The 18,684-nt window shown below is 65.1% G+C and carries 17 protein-coding genes and 1 tRNA gene; 4 read left to right on the top strand and 14 right to left on the bottom strand.

The features are described from left to right. Positions 1-151 precede the first annotated feature (151 nt). Entirely contained in the window at positions 152-1,342 is a 1,191-nt protein-coding gene (locus MGN01_RS11745) for a hydrolase (RefSeq protein WP_147046908.1), read from the bottom strand. A gap of 227 nt (positions 1,343-1,569) precedes the next feature. Further along, positions 1,570-3,429: a DNA helicase RecQ gene (recQ, locus tag MGN01_RS11740; RefSeq protein ID WP_147046807.1), complete on the bottom strand. Its 1,860-nt coding sequence runs from the start codon at positions 3,427-3,429 to the stop codon at positions 1,570-1,572. Between the two features lie 71 nt (positions 3,430-3,500). On the opposite strand from recQ, the gene MGN01_RS23555 reads away from it, so the two are divergent. Beyond that, the gene (locus tag MGN01_RS23555; RefSeq protein ID WP_170245955.1) at positions 3,501-3,674 is read left to right on the top strand and encodes a hypothetical protein; all 174 of its coding nucleotides are present in this window, start codon (positions 3,501-3,503) and stop codon (positions 3,672-3,674) included. Between the two features lie 160 nt (positions 3,675-3,834). Here the strand turns inward: MGN01_RS23555 and recF are convergent, their stop codons facing one another. From recF to rpsT, 4 genes are all read right to left on the bottom strand, one after another. Next, positions 3,835-4,995, bottom strand: coding sequence for a DNA replication/repair protein RecF (gene recF / locus MGN01_RS11735; RefSeq protein WP_147046806.1), 1,161 nt, complete (start codon positions 4,993-4,995; stop codon positions 3,835-3,837). Positions 4,996-5,038: 43 nt separating this feature from the next. After that, complete coding sequence (dnaN, locus tag MGN01_RS11730) at positions 5,039-6,160, bottom strand: DNA polymerase III subunit beta (protein WP_147046805.1); 1,122 nt, start codon at positions 6,158-6,160, stop codon at positions 5,039-5,041. A gap of 199 nt (positions 6,161-6,359) precedes the next feature. Then, a complete protein-coding gene (dnaA, locus tag MGN01_RS11725; RefSeq protein ID WP_147046804.1) occupies positions 6,360-7,874 on the bottom strand; it encodes a chromosomal replication initiator protein DnaA in 1,515 nt (504 codons plus the stop codon). A gap of 832 nt (positions 7,875-8,706) precedes the next feature. After that, the gene (gene rpsT / locus MGN01_RS11720) at positions 8,707-8,973 is read right to left on the bottom strand and encodes a 30S ribosomal protein S20 (protein WP_147046803.1); all 267 of its coding nucleotides are present in this window, start codon (positions 8,971-8,973) and stop codon (positions 8,707-8,709) included. Between the two features lie 261 nt (positions 8,974-9,234). Here rpsT and MGN01_RS11715 point away from each other — a divergent pair. Continuing rightward, a tRNA-Thr gene (locus tag MGN01_RS11715) sits at positions 9,235-9,309 on the top strand. A 232-nt stretch (positions 9,310-9,541) separates the two neighbouring features. On the opposite strand, the gene MGN01_RS11710 is transcribed toward MGN01_RS11715, so the two are convergent. The 8 genes from MGN01_RS11710 to MGN01_RS11675 all read right to left on the bottom strand — a co-directional run bounded on the left by MGN01_RS11710 (position 9,542) and on the right by MGN01_RS11675 (position 15,921). After that, the gene (locus MGN01_RS11710) at positions 9,542-9,805 is read right to left on the bottom strand and encodes a hypothetical protein (RefSeq protein WP_147046802.1); all 264 of its coding nucleotides are present in this window, start codon (positions 9,803-9,805) and stop codon (positions 9,542-9,544) included. A gap of 104 nt (positions 9,806-9,909) precedes the next feature. Continuing rightward, the gene (locus MGN01_RS11705; protein WP_147046801.1) at positions 9,910-10,218 is read right to left on the bottom strand and encodes a hypothetical protein; all 309 of its coding nucleotides are present in this window, start codon (positions 10,216-10,218) and stop codon (positions 9,910-9,912) included. A gap of 103 nt (positions 10,219-10,321) precedes the next feature. After that, positions 10,322-10,555 (bottom strand): DUF2171 domain-containing protein, encoded by a 234-nt coding sequence (locus tag MGN01_RS11700; protein ID WP_147046800.1) that lies wholly within the window; start codon positions 10,553-10,555, stop codon positions 10,322-10,324. 344 nt (positions 10,556-10,899) lie between these two features. Further along, complete coding sequence (locus MGN01_RS11695; protein WP_174804584.1) at positions 10,900-11,628, bottom strand: amino acid ABC transporter ATP-binding protein; 729 nt, start codon at positions 11,626-11,628, stop codon at positions 10,900-10,902. Positions 11,629-11,824: 196 nt separating this feature from the next. Then, entirely contained in the window at positions 11,825-12,517 is a 693-nt protein-coding gene (locus tag MGN01_RS11690) for an amino acid ABC transporter permease (protein ID WP_147046798.1), read from the bottom strand. Further along, entirely contained in the window at positions 12,517-13,239 is a 723-nt protein-coding gene (locus MGN01_RS11685; protein ID WP_147046797.1) for an amino acid ABC transporter permease, read from the bottom strand. The genes MGN01_RS11690 and MGN01_RS11685 overlap by 1 nt, the downstream gene beginning before the upstream one ends. 10 nt (positions 13,240-13,249) lie before the next feature. Beyond that, positions 13,250-14,161, bottom strand: a complete 912-nt coding sequence (locus MGN01_RS11680) for an amino acid ABC transporter substrate-binding protein (RefSeq protein ID WP_147046796.1) — start codon at positions 14,159-14,161, stop codon at positions 13,250-13,252. Between the two features lie 119 nt (positions 14,162-14,280). Continuing rightward, on the bottom strand, positions 14,281-15,921 hold the full coding sequence (locus tag MGN01_RS11675; protein ID WP_147046795.1) for a porin: 1,641 nt from the start codon (positions 15,919-15,921) through the stop codon (positions 14,281-14,283). A 525-nt stretch (positions 15,922-16,446) separates the two neighbouring features. Here MGN01_RS11675 and MGN01_RS11670 point away from each other — a divergent pair. Then, positions 16,447-17,730, top strand: coding sequence for a dicarboxylate/amino acid:cation symporter (locus tag MGN01_RS11670; RefSeq protein ID WP_147046794.1), 1,284 nt, complete (start codon positions 16,447-16,449; stop codon positions 17,728-17,730). A 23-nt stretch (positions 17,731-17,753) separates the two neighbouring features. After that, positions 17,754-18,680, top strand: coding sequence for an amino acid ABC transporter substrate-binding protein (locus MGN01_RS11665; RefSeq protein ID WP_147046793.1), 927 nt, complete (start codon positions 17,754-17,756; stop codon positions 18,678-18,680). The last annotated feature ends 4 nt before the right edge of the window (positions 18,681-18,684 follow it).

The raw sequence follows: 18,684 nt of genomic DNA, 5'->3' as shown, positions 1-18,684 counted from the left end.
CTCGCCTGGGACTGGCGTCGCGGTCGGCTCGCCATGGGAAGGCACCGGCTTCGGACCTCCCTGCATCGCGGCAGGGATTAGATCGGCAGCGGCTCTACTGCAAACCCCGCTGCACCGCTGTCCGCAAAGATCGCCGCGCACGTCGCGACGCTCAGGCAGCCGGCGGCGGCCCAGAGGCCACATGAACAGGCGATTCCTCGATCGCCTCCACCGCGCGATGCACCGGCTCGGCTCCGGAGATCAGCGCGATGTAGTCGAAGGCCGTGCGCTCGCGGCTCGACATGAGCAGCTGGAAATGCATGCGGAAGAAATTCCAGCGAAGGGTGGCGACGGTACTCGGCTCGATGAGATCGGCGATCCTGATGCTGCGGATCATTGGCCGGTTCGGTTTCACGCTAGCCGGGTCGACCGATGCAACCGGGCTGCGCAGATGGATCGAGAGCCAGTCCCAAGGCGCGCGCAGATCCAACCAGCCGATGGTCTCGGTGCTGGCGATCCGGAGCACGGCATGGCGCGTCGCCTCGGCCTGGGGGTCGAGCGTGATCCATGGGATCACTCCGCCGAGCGTCACCAGGGTGACCGGAACGCCCCGGCTGCCGAAGCCTGGATCATGCGTCAGAACCCGATCGAGCGCTTCGAGCGCGAGGAAGCTCGACGAAGAATGCCCGATGATGACAATCTCAGAGGCTTCCGACTCGGCCGCATGGATGCGCTCCGCCCAGGCATCGAGCCGCGCCTGCATGTCCTGGTCGTCGCCAGACGCGTGCTCGTGCGTGAAAGCGGCATCGTCGACAAGGTGGGTGATGAAGAACGGTCGCCCCTTCGTGAACCGCGTCAGTAGGCCGAGGATGCCGTAGGCGGCGGGTAGCAGCAGAACCCATCGCAGCAGCGCGGCACCGTCTCCAAGCGGGAGCGCCGCCACCAGGAGCCCGGCCAGGGCGAGGCTAAGGCCGACCAGGCCGGCATAGAGAAGGTGGACGACAAAGATGACCGTCGAGAATTGCCACGCCTCCGACCGGAAGGCCCGGAGATAGCCACTCTTCCAGAGACGCCACCACAGCCTCGGGATCGCAATCAGCCGTCTGAGATCCGATCGGGGAAAGCGCGTGCGCACGATGTCGTCCCAGCGCAACAGGGCGTAGCGGATCCGGGTCGCGGCGCCGTCCTCGATTCTCTCGATCGTCCAGTCGAGGCTGAGGCCGTCTGCGGAGCGGACAGGGTCACCGACGGCGAGGGTCATGCCGCGCCGGCCGGCCGTCAGCCTGCTCTCGCGCCGCAGCAGGCCCCAATAGGCCTCGGGCTCGCGGGGATCGAAGCCTGGCAGGTAGAAGACCTGACGCAGCTTCGGCATATCGCGGATTGTCGAAATGGCGCAGGTACTCGGTTGGAGCGGTCCGGGGGGCGAGCGGATCTATGAACGGCTCAGCTATCTGGCAGTTTTGAGCACGCTCGTGCAGGGCGCGAGCGAGACTAGGCTGCGAAAAGGTCGAAACGATTCTCGCGCAAACTCTGCTCCCACTCCCTACGTCGATCACGTCGCTCGCGTTTCGACCGTTCTGGTCGTTTCACTCAATCTGCTGCAACCCGACCACGTCGCCCATCATCGGCTAAGAATTCTGCGATCGCTTCGACGAAACGCTGCCCGTAGGCTTCACGCTTGCGCTCGCCGACGCCGTGTACGCTGCGCAGGGCCCAAAGGTCGACCGGCTTCGCCCGTGCCATCTCGATCAGCGTGCGGTCCGGAAAGACGATAAAGGCGGCCACGTTCTCGGCGCGGGCGATCGAGGCGCGAAGGCCGCGCAGATGTTGGAACAGGGCCTCGTCCGCCTCGCCGAGCTGCAACGCTTCGTCGTCCCGCGCCGCCGCGCGGCGGCTACGGGGCTCTGCCTTGCGTGGCTCAGGATCGGGCCGGACCTGCACTGTCTCGCGGCCGAACAGGATCGCCTCGCCCTTCTCGGTCATGGTGAGGCCGCCAAAGCCGTCGGCATTCTCGGCCACTGCACCCGCAGCGAAGAGCTGGCGCAGGATGGCGCGCCAGGCGGTCACGGGCTTATCCGCACCGACGCCGAAGGTCTTGAGCTGGCTATGGCCGTTGCGGCGGACCTGCTCGGATTCTTTGCCATGCACCACATCACAGACATAGGCTGCGCCGAAGCGCTGCCCGGTGCGCACGATGGCGGACAGAAGCTTCTGCGCCTCCACGGTACCATCGATCAGCGAGACGCCACCGCGGCAGAGGTCGCAGCGTCCACAGGGCTCGCTCGCCTCGCCGAAATACGAGAGCAGCGACTGGCGCCGGCAGGCGGCGCCCTCGCAAAGCGAAATCATCGCCTCAAGCTTGCGGCGCTCGACGCGACGGCGCTCGTCCGGCACCTCCTTCTCGTCGATCTGGCGGCGCCTCAGGGCCATGTCGTCGAGACCGTAGAGCGTGAGCGTGTCGGCCGGCAGCCCGTCGCGGCCCGCACGGCCTATCTCCTGGTAATAGCCCTCGACATTGGTCGGCATGTCGGCATGGCAGACAAAGCGTACGTCCGGCTTGTTGATGCCCATGCCGAAGGCGACCGTCGCAGTCATCACGACACCATCCTCCTGCAGGAAGGTGTCCTGGTTGCGCATCCGCGTGCCCTGGTCGAGCCCGGCATGATAGGGCAGGGCGTTGAAGCCGTCGGCCTTCAGGGTGTCGGCGAGCTGTTCAACGCGCTTGCGCGACGAGCAGTAGATGATGCCGCTCTCCGCCCGCCGGTTGCGCAGGAAGCGCTCCAACTGCCGGGTCGGGTTGTCTTTGGCGGCGAAGGTCAGACGGATGTTCGGCCGATCGAAAGAATGGACGAAGGTCCGGACCCCGCGCCCGGCCGGAAACAGGCGCTCGGCGATGTCGGTGCGGGTCGCCGCATCGGCGGTAGCCGTCAGCGCCAGCGTCTGCACGTTCCCGAGCGCCTCGCGGGCACGGGCGATCTCTCGGTATTCCGGCCGGAAATCGTGGCCCCATTGTGAGACGCAGTGGGCCTCGTCCACCGCAAGCCGCTGTACGCCGGCGTTCCGCAGCGCCTCCATGCAGCCGTCCATCAGCAGACGCTCGGGCGAGACGAACAGCAGGCGCAGATCGCGCGAACGGATCTTGCGCCAGGTCTCACGCGACGCGGCCTCCGCAACCGTCGAGTTCAGCGTTGCCGCCTCGACGCCGAAGCCGACCATCTGCTGAACCTGATCGTGCATCAGCGCGATGAGCGGCGAGATCACCACGGTGAGCCCGTCATCGACGAGGGCCGGCAACTGATAGGTCATCGACTTGCCGGAGCCCGTCGGCATCACCGCGAACACGTCGGACCCGTCGAGCACCGCTCCGATGACCTCGTCCTGCCCTGGCCGGAAATCATCGTAGCCGAACGTCTTGCGGAGGGCGGCGCGGGCCTCGTCGAGGCGGGTCATCCGATGTCTTTCGCGGGGGCTGGGATGTGCTCGAAGATCGGCTGTGTAGACGCCGTCATCGTGATGTCTACATGCGGGCAACGAAGCCGCTGAACCGACGCGGCGAAGAGGAGAACTGGCTCCCCGACAAGCTGGCGTCGCTGCAGCAGCGTCTCAAGCCGATCTACAATGGAATTGTGGCCTCCCTTCGGACGTGTTTGCAGGCTGATCAGGCATCGCTCGACGAGATGAGCGGGGGGCTATGATTTTCGTCGACGCCTCGGCCATTGCTGCGGTGATCGCTTGCCAGTCCGGCCACCCTGATTCTTCGTCGATGCCTGTGCCCTCGCTCACAACGTGCGGATGACCTTCGTAGACAACAGCTTCTCGCAGACGGATATGCGGTCAGCGATGACCTGACCGCGCTCAGGCCGTTTCGGGCGATACGATCCGTCCATCAACGACCTTCACAATGTCGGCGCGCTCGCCCAACTCGGCGAACAGCGCCGGATCGGCCCCTGTCATCCAGACTTGGCCCGAGAGCGCGTCGAGCGCGTCGTAAAGCCCGGCGCGGCGGCGTGGATCGAGATGGGCGGCGACTTCGTCGAGCAGGATGACCGGGGCGAGCCCGCTCATCGCCTGGACCAGCCGCGCATGAGCAAGCACCAGCCCGATCAGCAGCGCCTTCTGCTCGCCCGTGGAGGCGGTGGCGGCGGGTACGTCCTTGGGACCGTGGCGTACGACGAGGTCCGAGCTTTGTGCCCCGATAAGCGAACGTCCGGCTGCTCGGTCGCGATGTCGGCCTTGGCGGAGAGCGGATCGGTAGCGGTCCTCTGCCTCAAGCGCCGGCCAGACGGCAACGAGATCGTCGAGTTCGCCTTCGAGCCGTATGGCCGCCCACGGAAAGGGCTGGTTGTCGTCGCGGCTCTCGCCGATCAGCCGGTCGAGCCGCTCGACAGTCTCGCGGCGAGCCAACGCGACGGCAACGCCGAGCTCGGCCACCTCGCGCTCGATTGCATCGAGCCAGCGACCATCATCGGGGCGCTCCTCCAGCAGCCTGTTGCGCGAGCGTAGCGCCCGTTCCATCGCGCTGACCCGGCCGCCATGGGTCGCATCGACCGCGAGGACGAGACGGTCGAGGAAGCGGCGACGGTCTCCGGCTGGACCACGAAACAGGCCGTCGAGATCCGGCGTCAGCCAGACGACGCGCAGGAACTCGGCGAATGCGACCGGTGAGCCGACGCCGGCTCCGTCGATGCGGCAGAGGCGGCTCGCGCGGCCGTCGAAGCCCGGCGGTTCGCAGCCTGTGCCGAGGCGGTGGCCATCCTCACGCTCGCCGAGTGTCAGCGAAATGGCAAAACCGCCGGGACCGCCGATCCGCGCCATGCCGGAGAGGTCCGCCCGGCGCAATCCGCGCCCGGGCGAGAACAGCGAGAGCGCTTCGAGCAGATTGGTCTTGCCCGCGCCGTTCTCACCGACGAGCGCCACGAAGCGGCGGCCGATCGGCAGGTCGAGCTCGGTGTGATTGCGGAAATCGCGGGCGATCAGGCGAGTGGGGCGAGCGCCCCCGCCCGGCATCGTATCCATGCCACGCGATGTAGGATGCCAGGCGTGTCCTGAATAGCCCGTCTCAGACGCGCATCGGCATCAGAACATAGAGGGCCGGCGCGCCCTCGCGGTCCTGGATCACGGTAGGCGAGCCCGGGTCGGCGAGCCGGAACTGAGCTGTGTCACCCTCGAGCTGCCCGGTGATGTCGAGGAGGTAGCGGGCGTTGAAGCCGATATCGAGCCCGGCCGCGTCGTAATCGACGTCGAGCTCCTCGGTTGCCGACCCGGAATCCGGGTTGTTGACGGACAAAGCGAGGCGCCCGTCCGACATGGCGAGCTTCACGGCGCGGCCACGTTCGGATGAGATCGTCGAGACGCGGTCGACGGCGCGGGCGAAAGCGTCGCGCTCCACCGTCAGGCGCTTGTCGTTCCCTGTCGGGATGACACGCTGATAGTCAGGGAAGGTGCCGTCGATCAGCTTCGAGATCAGCATCACGCCGCTTCCGAAGGACAGGCGGATCTTGGCTGGCGAAATCTCGATAGAGACGCTGTCGCCGCCATCGTCGACGAGCTTTTGAATCTCGGCGACGGCCTTTCGCGGCACGATGATGCCCGGCATGCCGCGGCTGCCCTCGGGGGCGTCCATCTCGACGCGTGCGAGGCGGTGGCCGTCGGTGGCCACGGCGCGAAGCTTGAGGGCGCCGTCGACCTCGATCGTGTGCAGGTAGATGCCGTTGAGGTAGTAGCGCGTTTCCTCCGTCGAAATCGCGAACTGCGTCTTGTCGATCAGGCGCTTGAGGTCGAGCGAGGCGATCGAGAAGGCATGCGGTAGCTCGCCCGCGGCGAGATCCGGAAAATCGGCCTCCGGCAACGCGCCGAGAGCAAAGCGCGAGCGGCCGGAGCGGATGGTCATCTGGCCGGTCTCCTCGCTAGTCTCCAGCGAGACCTGGGAGCCGTCTGGCAGCTTGCGGACGATGTCGTAGATCACGTGAGCCGGCACCGTCGTTGCGCCGGCCGTGGCAACGTCGGCAGCAATCGTCTCGGTCACCTCGATGTCGAGGTCGGTGGCCTTGAGCTGGAGACCCTCGGCCGAGCCGCGCAGGAGCACGTTCGACAGGATCGGGATCGTGTTGCGCCGCTCGACGACGCGGTGCACGTGGCCGAGCGACCGTAGGAGGGCCGCGCGCTCGACAGTCACTCTCATCGCAACAAACTCTGAACTTCGGAAGAACGCGAGCCGCCACCGCATATGCGGATCGGGGCTGCGAGCTTGGCGAAGGCGCACGCTCAAGGCAAGAGAGACAAGGGCGCCTTCCCGCGCGTATTGGCGCGGATGCGCATCAGGCGCAGCGTAATGTGCTGCGCCTGATGACGTTCTCGGGCCGTGAAGCGCTCAGCCGAGGCTAGTCCTGCAGCATCCGCTTCAGGAGCTCGACCTCGTCGCCGAGCACCGGATCGTCGCCGATCAGCTTCTCGATCTTGCGAACCGCATGGAGCACGGTGGTGTGGTCGCGGCCGCCGAAGCGCCGGCCGATCTCGGGCAGCGAGCGCAGCGTCAGCACCTTTGAGAGGTACATCGCGATCTGGCGCGGCTTCACCACGGCGGCGGTGCGGCGCTCGGAGAGAATGTCCGAGCGAGAGACGTTGTAGCGGGAGGCCACCAGCTTCTGGATGTCCTCGATCTTGATCCGCTTCGGCTCGCGGTTCTTCACGAGGTCGCGGATCGCGGCCTCGGCCGTCTCCACTGTCACCGGGGCGCCGGTAAGCGTGGAATGGGCCAGAAGGCGATTGACGGCGCCTTCCAAGTCGCGGCCGTTGGCGGTGATCGCCTTGGCAACATAGGCGGCGACGGCCGGGGCGACATCGAAGCCGGGATGCGTCACCCGCACGGCGGCGAGGCGCGCCTGCAGGATCGAGGCGCGAAGGCCTTCGTCCAGGGTGCCGATCTCGACGACGAGGCCACCGGCGAGGCGCGAGCGAACGCGCTCGTCGAGGGCTTCGAGCTCGGTCGGCGGACGGTCGGAGGCGACCACCACCTGCTTGCCGGCATCGATCAGGGCGTTCAGCGTGTGGCCGAACTCGGCCTGGATCGACTTGCCCTGGATGAACTGCACGTCGTCGAGGATGAGCAGGTCGATGGCGCGCAGGCGCTCCTTGAAGGCGAGGGCGTTCTGGGTCTTCAGCGCGTTGACGAAGCCGTACATGAAGCGGTCGGCAGTGAGATAGATCACCCGGCGGCCTGCCTCGCGGGCAGCGTGGCCGACGCCGTGCAGCAGGTGGGTCTTGCCGAGGCCGACGCCGGCATGGACGTAGAGCGGGTTGTAGAGCGCGCCCTCACCATCATGCCGCGAGACGCGTTCGCCGGCGGCATGGGCTAGGGCGTTCGAGCGTCCGACCACGAAGCTCGCGAAGGTGAGGCGGGGATCGAGCGGCGCGCTGCTCAGATCGCCTGCCGCTCCATCGGCGGCTCGGGACGCTGCCGCAGCATCAGAAGATGTGCTGGCGTTGGTGCTTTGGACGGGGGCGGGTGCCCCGGCAGACTGATAGCGTGCCAGCGGGCCGGCGGGGGCGGCCGGTTTGGCGAGCCCGGCCACGGGACGCGGCGATGAGGACGGTCCGCGCACGCCGACATCGAGGCGTACGACGTCGTCGAGCTCGGCTTTGAACGTGTTCAGCACCCGGTCGAGATAGTGCGACTCGATCCAGCTCTTGAGGAAACGCGTGGGAACGGTGAGCCGTGCGACGCCGGCGGTTACGTCCTCGAGTTCGAGTCGAGCGAACCAACTCGCGAAGACGTCCTCGCCGAGCTCGGCGCGCAGGCGCCGCTTCACGCGGGTCCAGGCTGCTTGGATAGTGCCGGCGCCATTGCCGTTGCTGCCGTCGCCGCTGCCGTCCGTCCTGCTGCCGTCGAGCTGCATAACCTGACTCTCCTCGCATCCTGGGTGGGGTGGCCCGCCGGGGATGCGTACGCTCACGCTACTTGAACGAGACCTCCGCGAGTCGCGAGGCCCCTGTATCGACTTGCCCTGTCAAGCCCAAGAACGGGCCCAACGACCGGCAGAACCGGTCTATCAACAATCCTCTATCGTTCTCCTAACACCGGGAAGTGCGGGGATAGTTTCTGCGCACCTGCAACCGCGTCTGACACGCCTTGACCGGTCTATCCCACAGTGAGGATCTTGGGGACGACTCGAGCGCAAGCCGTTGACACTTCGAACTTGATCCGCCTCGGCAAGGTTTTGTTAAGCTACAGGTGGAGGCGGGCTAAACGCAACTAGAACGATTCAGTTTAGCGTTAACGCGGTCTGAACCGGTCCTTGCTGCCAGGGTTCAAGGGGCGGATTGGGACAACTTCCACGAAGCTGTGAACAACTCTGGCAAGGCCGTGGAAGACCGGGAAAATTCCAGTCGACCGCCTGCAGAGGGCCAAGCGGTCAGCAGATCCGCTCCCGGTTGCCTGCTGCACACGTTGTATTCTGCGCGTGGCGCCTCGATCGCAGGCCGCCAGACGCTGGCCCTCAGCCGCGACAGCGTCGTCGCCACTCGGCCATTCGGCCAGTCGGCAGGGAAGAGCGTTAGGTCTTCTCGTCGCCGGCGGAGAGAGCCGCGCAGTCCGCTTGTCGCAAGACAGGGAGGCAGGCGCGGTGTCTCGCCGTAGCCGCCTCAGCTGAGCTGAGGAGCGACATCGCGCACGAAAAAGCCCAGCGCGAGGGCCGGGCTCTTTTCGTCAGCGATGCCGGGTACGGCGTCTTAGGCGGCGAGCGCCTTCACGCGGGCGGCGAGGCGCGAGACCTTCCGCGAAGCGTTGTTCTTATGAACGATGCCGTTCTGAGCGGCCTTCATCAGCTCGGGCTCGGCAGCGCGGAGCGCAGCGGCGGCCTGGGTCTGATCACCGGAGGCGATGGCCTCCTCGACCTTGCGGACGAAGGTACGCATCCGCGAGCGGCGCGAGCGGTTGATCGCCGTGCGCTTGGCGATCTTGCGGGTCATTTTCTTGGCCGACACGGTGTTGGCCATGGGGCATCCTCGTCTCTATGGGCGCTCCCGCCGCGGCCTTGTGACAGGCACGCATTCGGTCGACGCGTCAGGTGTGATCAGGCAAAAGCGACGCAGCCGGTCCGCGAAGCGCGTCCGGAGGCAGAGGCTGCTCTATAGACAGGGCTTAGGATCGCGTCAACGGAATCGATGCGAAACGTGTCGCCTAGGCCGTTGCCAAGCCCGATCCGATCCGTTAGAGCCGCCACCTGCCGGACGGAGCCGCTTCGCTCGTCCCCGCATGCTGCGGTAGCTCAGTGGTAGAGCACTTCATTGGTAATGAAGAGGTCGAGAGTTCAATCCTCTCTCGCAGCACCAGTATTTCCTCAATAATTTGAGTAGGTTACCTCGGGGGCGGTGCTCATTCGGGAGCGCTGCCGCATAGCTGGCTGGCACTTGGATAGCGTGTATCTATCGGCAAGCCGCAATCAAACGTAGGTGCCGCCCACGAATAAAGGTCGGCTGCAGCATGAGTTGCTGTGGCAGGGAGTTGCCATCTGCGCTCGAGCGCAGGTCTTCTGACTGCTCGTTTCGATGATGAGCGCGAAACTTACGGCTTGCTGCATTTCGGTGGCCTATCGCCCGAAACCGAGCGGTATACGAGCTTCCCGCCGGCCGCCGCGCATTCGGCCCTTAGCGCGTCCTCAGGTCGGTGAAAGCTCCATATCGCGATCATCGGTGCCACCAGGATGAAGGTTAGCGCGGCCATCAGAAAGCCCGGAAGCCAGCCTGGAGGCGTCCGTTCGGGCTCGGGCCGCATCGGCGGGATCGGAGCCAGGAAGGCCAGTAGCGGCAGCCACGTCGAAGTGCTCATGGAGAAGCCTCAGGTAGTGGCGCTCATGATCTTCGCCCGACCGAGTGCGTCGAGCGTGCATTCCTCGGACTCGGTGAGCATGTCGTCAACGCGAGTGGCCGCCTTCAGCAGGGGGCGAGCTTGAACTGGATCGCCGCCATATCGCGTGCGCTCGCCACGACAATCACTTCAGCCAGAAGCATCCCGGCGATGGGCAGAAACAGGTGGAAGACCGGCATCCCATAATCGTTGAGGCTGACAAAGGCGCCGACTCCTAGGCCGACCGCAATCGTGAAGCCTGTCACGACGAAGCCGATCGGCTTTGACAACCTGACGACCGGCCCAAAGCTGGGACGATCAATCATGTTCGACCTGTGCCTCATCGGCTGGCGGTTTTGGTTGGCGCAGCCTGCAGAACGAGCCGCCGAGGCCAAGGGCGATTGTGACGAGGGCCCTCCGGTCGATGCTCCCGTGCGTCAGCCGCGCCAACCGGCAAGTCACAGACTGTTTGGGATACTGCCCGCGATCGCCTGTCGACTATGAGGTGGACCACTCGCGCTTCACCTCCTCGGCCGGCCGATCGAGGCGCACCGTGTTGCCGTCGACACTCTGCACGAAGTCGACTGGGATGAAGTGGTGCAAGCCGCCCGCGTCGGCATCCTTCTTGGTGAGCTTGATCTCTCCCTTGTCGATGTGATCGACCGTACCGACGTGGGCGCCGTCAGACCCGATGACCTCTGCGTGTTCCCTGATCTGTGCAACGTCGACCATGCTTGGATCTCCCTGATTGAGCCGATGTAACGGTCTCTCAGGGAGCGCTGTTCCTCGGCGAGCCGAGGCAACCGAGTGATGGGGCGATCAACGGTATCGATGACCAGGTCGGCGAGCCGACCGGCCTCTGCCCCGTCAGAGAGTGGGCACTTGGAAGTGGTCTTGCGGCCACCGGTCGAGCTCCGCCCAAGGTTGCAGGGGCAGCCGAATTCTTACATCGGCTTTCGCAGCATTCCGTCCGTGATGGGCGGCACCTGATCGTGTCGCCCGACGATCAAACGTGTCGACTGGCCTCGTGCGGATTCGCCCAGCTGCGGCATCCCGGGCAGATGCGGACGCCCCTGCTAGTGCTGGAGGATCTTCGAGAGGAAGTGCTGTGCGCGCTCGCTGCGCGGCTGGCCGAAGAAGTCGTCCTTCCGCGCGTCCTCGACGATCTCACCCTTGTCCATGAAGATCACCCGGTCCGCGACCTTGCGGGCAAAACCCATCTCATGGGTAACGACCATCATGGTCATGCCGTCACGGGCAAGCTCGACCATGACGTCGAGGACTTCGCCGACCATTTCCGGGTCGAGCGCTGAGGTCGGCTCGTCGAACAGCATCACGATCGGGTTCATGGCGAGCGCCCGTGCGATTGCCACACGTTGCTGCTGACCGCCCGAGAGCTGACCCGGATACTTGTCCGCGTGCGCGCTCAGGCCGACGCGTGCCAGCAGGTCGCGGCCGCGCTTGCCCGCATCCTCCGCGCTGCGCCCAAGCACCTTGCGCTGGGCGAGCGAGAGGTTGTCGATGATCGACAGGTGCGGAAACAGCTCGAAATGCTGGAACACCATGCCGACACGGGAGCGCAGCTTCGGCAGGTTTGTGGCCCTGTCCTTGACCCTAGTGCCATCGACCGTGATCTGGCCTTCTTGAAACGGCTCGAGCGCGTTCACGCACTTGATCAGGGTCGACTTACCCGAGCCGGATGGGCCGCAGACCACCACGACCTCGCCTTTCGCGACCTGCGTCGTACAGTTGGTCAGCACCTGGAAGCTGCCGTACCACTTGCTGATGCCGTCTATGGCGATCATCGGCACGCCCGTTGCCGTGGCGGGCGAAGGGGTAACCAGCGGACCCTTCTGCAGACCCTGATCCTCGATCGCCTCGGATCCGGTCGCAACGGGAGCGCCGCTGCCCGGAGCCGGCATCGGTGTGGAGGTCATCGGCCAGACTCCTTTGCCGCTCTGTCTTCACGCGATCCGGCGGCCACTTCGCTCGGCAATGCTCTCATCGAATGATCGCCACGCGGCTGTGCAGGCGTCGCACCAGGAAGGAGGCGGTGAAGCAGACCGCGAAATAGACGACCGCTGCGAACAGATACATCTCGACGAGCCGCCCGTCGCGCTGGGCAACCTTGGACGCCGCGCCGAGAAAGTCGGTCAGCGAGAGCACGTAGACGAGCGAGGTGTCCTGGAAGAGCACGATCGTCTGGGTCAGCAGCAACGGCAGCATGTTGCGGAAGGCCTGTGGCAGCACCACCGTCGCCATGGTCTGCCAGTAGGTCATGCCGAGCGCCTGGGCTGCTGCGGTCTGCCCTTTCGGAATCGATTGGATGCCCGCGCGCATGATCTCCGAGAAGAAGGCCGCCTCGAACAGCGTGAAGGTGATCAGCGCCGAGGAGAAGGCGCCGACCTGGATCGGCGTCGGCGAGCGCGTCGCCCAGGCGCCGATATACGGCACCAGGAAGTAGAACCAGAAGATCACCAGCACGAGCGGCAGCGAGCGCATCAGCTCGACGTAACCCTTCGCGAGATGGGAGATGCCAGGGATGCCGGAGAGCCGCATCATCGCGATCAGGGTGCCGAACACAACGCCCATCGCCGCTGCCAGCGCCGTCAGCGTTACGGTGAACACCATGCCCTGTCCGAACAGGTAGGGCAGGGACGAGGCGATGACCCCGAAGTCAAAATTCGAGAACATCAGCGGGTTCCCGGCACGGCGACGGCGCGTTCGAGCAGCGTCGCCGCTACGATCACGACGAGGTTGATCGCGATGTAGAGCACCGTCGCCGCCGTAAAGGCTTCGAAGACCTGGAACGAGAATTCCTGCATGGCGCGGGCCCGCGCCGTGAGTTCGAGCAGCCCGATCGTCAGCGCGACGGAGGTGTTCTTGAGGTTGTTCAGGAATTCCGAGGTCAGCGGCGGCAGGATGATGCGGTAGGCGTTCGGGAGCAGGACGTAGCGGTAGCTCTGAGCAACCGTCAGACCCAGAGCCGTTGCCGCCATGCGCTGTCCGCGCGGCAGTGCGAGGATGCCGGCCCGCACCTGCTCGGCGACGCGGGCGGCGGTGAACAGACCAAGGCAGACGACCGCCGTGTAGAAAGGCGCGTTCGGCAGCTGCTTGATCGCCGAGCCGAGCTTTTCCGGAAGAAGCTCGGGCGCGACGAAGTACCAGAGGAACATCTGCACCAGCAGCGGGATGTTGCGGAACAGCTCGACATAGGCCGTGCCGATCGCCTGCGCGGCCTTCGACGGCAGCGTGCGCATCACGCCGACCACCGAGCCGAGGCAGAACGCGATCACCCAGGAGGAGAGGGCGGTCGCGATCGTCCAGACGAGGCCGGACAGGAGCATGTCCGCGTAGGTGCCGACACCTTCGGGCGACGGCTCGAAGAAGATGCTCCAGTTCCAGTTGTAGTTCATCGAGGCGAGGTCAGTACGCGGCCGGATCGGCGCTATCGCTCGGGCTCGCGAACTGCTTCTGCATCGCCTCGCTCATCGGCAGCTTGAGATTGATGCCACGCGGCGGGATCGGCTGCGTGAACCACTTCTCGTAGAGCGCCTTGCCCTCCGGGCTCTTGTAGAGAGCGCTGGTGGCGGCATCGACCACGGCCTTGAACGGCGCGTCGTCCTTGCGCAGCATGATGCCGTAGGGCTCGGGCTTGGAGAGCGCCTCGCTCGAAATCGCGTAGGCATCCGGCGTCTTCGAACTCGCGGCGAGCGAGGCGAGCAGCACGTCATCCATCACGAACGCGTCGGCACGGCCGGTCTCGACCATCAGGAATGCCTCGGCATGATCCTTGGCGGGCAGGATGGTGAGGCCGAGCGAGCGGGCGGTGTTGGCCTCGTTGATCATCTTGATGTTGGTGGTGCCTGACGTCGAAACGACGGTGCGGCCCTTCAGGTCCTCGATCTTGTCGAGCTTCTTGTCCTTCTTCGCGAGGTAGCGCGTCGCGGTGAGGAAGTGCGTGTTGGTGAAGCTCGCCTGCTTCTGGCGATCGGCATTGTTGGTGGTCGAGCCGCATTCGAGGTCGATCGTGCCGTTGGCGATCAGCGGGATGCGGGTCGCGGAGGTCACCGGGTTGAGCTTCACTTCGAGCTTGTCGAGCTTGAGATGCGTCTTCACCGCGTCCGCCACCTTGCGGCAGATCTCGTAGGCGTAGCCCACCGGCTTCTGGTCGCCGTCGAGATAGGAGAAGGGCACGGACGAGTCGCGGTAGCCGATCGTGATCGCTCCCGAATCCTTGACCTTCTTGAGCGTGCCCGTGAGCTCCTCGGCCCGCGCAGGCGCATTTACCGCCATGGCCGCGAGCGAGGTCAGGAACAGCACGTGTCTCAGGCGCATTGCGCATCCTTCTCGCGTGAAAGGTCCGGTTCGGGGGAGCCGACGACCGGGACTGGTACGGGCATAGTGTGCCCGCAGCCCGGACTTGTCATCCGGGTCCGCGCAAGGCGCGTGCCGTGTCAGAAGTCGCGCTGCACGCGCATGCGGATCTGAGTGGCGTCGTAGCGCTTGACCGTATGGATCGGAACGCCGTTGGCGTCGTTGCCCGGCCTCGTCGCGTCGGCCACGCGCCCTTCGAGAACGCTGGTGCCGATATACGTGCCCTCGACGCCGATATCGAGATCCTTGACCGGCGACCAGATGATGCTCGCACCGGCGGTGATCTGGCCGTTATCCCTGAGGACCGGGCTGAGCGCGAAGGCCGCTGGATTGGTAAAGGCGTTCGGCGGCGTGCCGGTGGGGAAATTGGTGCCGAGTAGGCTGAAGGCCTGGCGGGTGCCCTTGCTGAAGTTCACATGGCCGTAGCTGCCGAAGAATGCCGAGCGCCATTGCGGCGTCCAGTAATGCAGGTAGGCGGCCGAGACCGTGAAGGCCTTCGTCAGGTCGAGCTTGCCGGTCAGAGGATTGATGACCGCGTCGGGCACGTATTGGTTGAACGAGGCGCCCTGAACAGGGGTCAGGTTCGTCGAGTAGCTGCCGGTCAGGTAGGTGTAGCCGGTATAGAGGATGGCGCCCTCCGCGTAGGCGCCCTGCAGGTAGAAGCCGTCGCCCGGCGCGATCATCGGCAGGTTCACTTTGACGCCGCCCTGGACGGCCCAACCGTCGGCGGTCTGCGCGCCGGAGCGGATGCCCCGCGCGGCGAGGAGGGCCTGGGTGGCGGCGGGGCCCGGTCCCGCCGCACCGCCCACGCCGGCCGTCGTCAGGAATCCGCCGACATTGGTCTCGTGCAGAGCAGCCGAGAGCTGTGCCGAACCCCAGGGCGCGTCGTAGCGAAGGGCTCCGACGAAGTCGGGCAGGCGGCTGCGCTGGACCGCATCGAGATAGGCGGCGTTCGTCGCGTCGAAGCCGTTCATGGTCAGGATGATCGGTGCCGGCGCATTCGATCCGATGCCGAGGAACGTCGAGGCGCCTACGGTGGCCCCCGTCGTGGTGAAGGAAGGCGAGTAGACCGGCTGCCGGCGGAAAGCCGGGTCTTCCATCGAGATGGTGGCGGAGAGCCCGCCGTCGAAAGTCTTCGTATAGGCAAGCAGGTTGGTCGAGGAGATGTCGGAGCCGCCGGTCGTGCCGATGAGCTCGTAGTCGTGAGCATAGAAATCGAAGAACGAGGAGGCGCGGCCCGCCGTCAGACCGGCGAACTGGATGAAGGCCTTCTCCGTCACCACGAAATTCTGCACGCGGCTGAAGGCATCCTGGCCGGTGGCATAGAACGAGTTGGCGATGCGAAGCTGCGTCGCAGACGAGAGCAGCGTTCCCGAACGGCTCGCCATTTCCGCGCGAACGAAGGCGCGCAGCGTACCGTAATCGGTCTGGGTCCGTGCATCGAGCGCGATGCGCAGAAGTCCGCGGAACTGCGATGCGTCACCCGAGCCACGGCTGCGGTCGGGATTGGGGATGGTGCCGGCCTCGAACCGCGCCCGGCCCGAGATGCGAAGGCAGGTGTCGGTGCCCGGGATATAGAAGAATCCCGCTCCGTATGCGCCGCAAACGCGGACGTATTCGATCGGCGCCCCTTTCTTGACGGGCAGATCCGCTGCGTGGGCGGTTCCCAGCGCAGCAATGCCTGCGGTTCCGCCGAGCAGTACCGATCGAATCCCGTACATCCCGCCATCCCCCGGCCCGATGCCCACGGTCCATTGATCGAATGCAATGGATCCCGCAGCGTAATACTGTCAGTGTCGGGAGCGAAACGTTCCGTGACCAATCGGTCTTGTTGTCGAAATGTTTAGTGCCCCCGATGCGGCAATCGATCACGCATTCCACGTATTTCGAAGGTCGATGATCAGTTCTTGTGCGCCGTTGTGCTTTTTGTAAGCAGCGTCTGTTCATCAGGCCCGAGAGGAATTCGAACGACGTTCAAGCGTGGACACAAGTCCATTTCCGCATCGCCGGCGGGATTAAGAGCATGTGCCGCGCGTGTGTGTCCTTTTGCGCACAATGCCAGAACGGCCACGCGACAACGGCCGGCACAGACGGGGCTGCCCTTCGTCGATCATTGCGGCGATGAAAGAATTCGATGCCGGTCAGCTGATTTCGCGGCAAAGCGTGCTCTGCCACTTGCGCTTGGCTCAAATCGTGCTTCAAACTCAGTTGCAATAAAAAGCAGAGCGATGGGCCGAGGAGCGATCATGAGCGGCAGTCGGCTGACCACGATGATTTTCATCGGCATGGTACTCGGCATCGCCGTTGGATACCTCTGCAGTATCACTTGGCCTGACCCACAAACTGCCAAGGAAATCTCGGGCTACATCGCGCTGATCAGCGATGTCTTTCTGCGTTTGATCAAAATGATCATCGCGCCGCTGGTATTCTCGACGCTCGTGGTCGGTATCGCGCATATGGGCGACACCGCATCAGTCGGTCGCGTCGGCGGAAAAGCCTTGGTCTGGTTCGTTGGTGCCTCCTTCTGCTCGCTGATGCTGGGGCTGATCCTCGTCAACCTGCTGCAGCCCGGACACAACCTGAACCTGCCGCTGCCGGATGTCGGAGCCGGGACCGGTCTGAAAGCTGCCTCTCTCTCCTTGAAGGAGTTCGTGACGCATCTCGTGCCGAAGAGCGCCGTCGAGGCGATGGCGAACAACGAGATCCTGCAGATCGTCGTGTTCTCGATCTTCTTCGGCGTCGGTCTCGCCGCGCTCGGCGAGAAGGGTCACGCCCTGGCTCAGGGCATTGAGCAACTCGCCGAGGTGATGCTCAAGGTCACGGGCTACGTCATGATGTTCGCGCCCGTCGCCGTGTTCGCCGCCATCGCGGCGACGATTACGACACAGGGCATCGGTGTGCTCATCACCTACGGCAAGTTCCTCGTCGAGTTCTACCTGAGCCTGGGCGTGCTCTGGTGTGCGCTGGCTTTTGCCGGCTTCCTGCTCCTGGGTGCCGGCGGCCTGATGCGGCTGCTCAACTTGATCAAGGAGCCGTTCGTCCTCGCCTTCTCCACGGCATCGAGCGAGGCGGCCTATCCGAAGACGCTGTCGAACCTCGAGAAGTTCGGCGTCCCCAACCGGATCACCTCGTTCGTCCTGCCGATGGGTTACTCGTTCAACCTCGACGGCTCGATGATGTACTGCACCTTCGCGGTGATGTTCATCGCGCAGGCCTACAACATCCCCCTGACCTGGGGGCAGCAACTCACCATGCTGTTTCTGCTGATGGTGACCTCGAAGGGCATGGCCGGCGTACCGCGCGCCTCGCTCGTCGTCATCTCGGCGACGCTGTCGCAGTTCAATATTCCCGAGGCCGGCCTGCTGCTGATCATCGGCATCGACCAGTTCCTCGATATGGGGCGCTCGGCGACCAACGTGCTCGGCAACAGCGTTGCGACGGTAGCGGTTGCCAAATGGGAGGGGCAGCTCGCCACGACCGATCAGAGCCTCGACCGAGACACGGCACCGTTGCCGTCGCCTGCCGAGTAGTGAGACGGGGCCGGAGCTGCGCCATGACGCTTGCCGGAACACGCGGTTCGGCGTGGCTCTCGGGGGCACTCGCCGCCGTGCTGATGGTTGTGGCCGCTACGCCGGGCCAAGCCGTCGAGATCCTCACGGGCACCATCAAGAAGGCTGCCGAGCGGGGAGAAGTCGTGATCGGGGTCCGCGCGAGCTCGGTGCCGTTCTCCTTCGTGGAGAAGCTGGGCCAGAGCGAGCGCCCGGTCGGCTACGCCGTCGACATCTGCCAGGAGATCGCGGACGACATTGCCAGGGCGAGCGGCCGCGCAGGACTCAAGATCCGTTACGAGCCGGTCACGTCCGAGACGCGCATCGCAGCGGTGACGTCGGGCAAGATCGACCTCGAATGCGGCTCGACCACCACCAATGCCGAGCGGCGCAAGAGCGTGGGCTTCTCGCCGGTGATGTTCATCAGCGCGACGAAGCTGCTGGTGAAGCGCAATGCCGGAATTGCCTCGTACCGCGACCTCGGGGGCAGGAAGGTCGTCGTCACGGCTGGCACGACCAACGAGGCCGCGTTGCGCGACATTCTCGCAAAGTCCAAGATTCAGGCCGAGATCCTGGTCGGCAAGGACCACGCGGAATCCTTTGCCATGGTCAAGGACGGCCGCGCCGACGCCTTCGCCACCGACGACGTCCTGCTCTATGGGCTCAAGGCTGACGCCGGGGCCGAAGGGTCCACCTATACGGTGCTGCCCGAGAAGCTCTCCTTCGAGCCCTACGCGATCATGTTCCGCAAGGACGACCCGGCGCTGTCGGCGCTGGTGACCAGCACCTTCGAACGCCTCGCCGAGACACGTGAGCTGCGCTGGACCTACGAGAAATGGTTCATCAAGCGGCTTCCGAACGGAGAACGGCTCGACATCCCGATGTCCGAGGAACTGAAGACGGCCTTCGCGGTGATGGGCCTGCGCGATTGAGGCC

Source organism: Methylobacterium gnaphalii, from assembly GCF_007992215.1.
Classification (GTDB): domain Bacteria; phylum Pseudomonadota; class Alphaproteobacteria; order Rhizobiales; family Beijerinckiaceae; genus Methylobacterium; species Methylobacterium gnaphalii.
The sequence above is the reverse complement of the archived record's forward strand: the minus strand, read 5'-3'. Positions and strand labels throughout refer to the sequence as shown.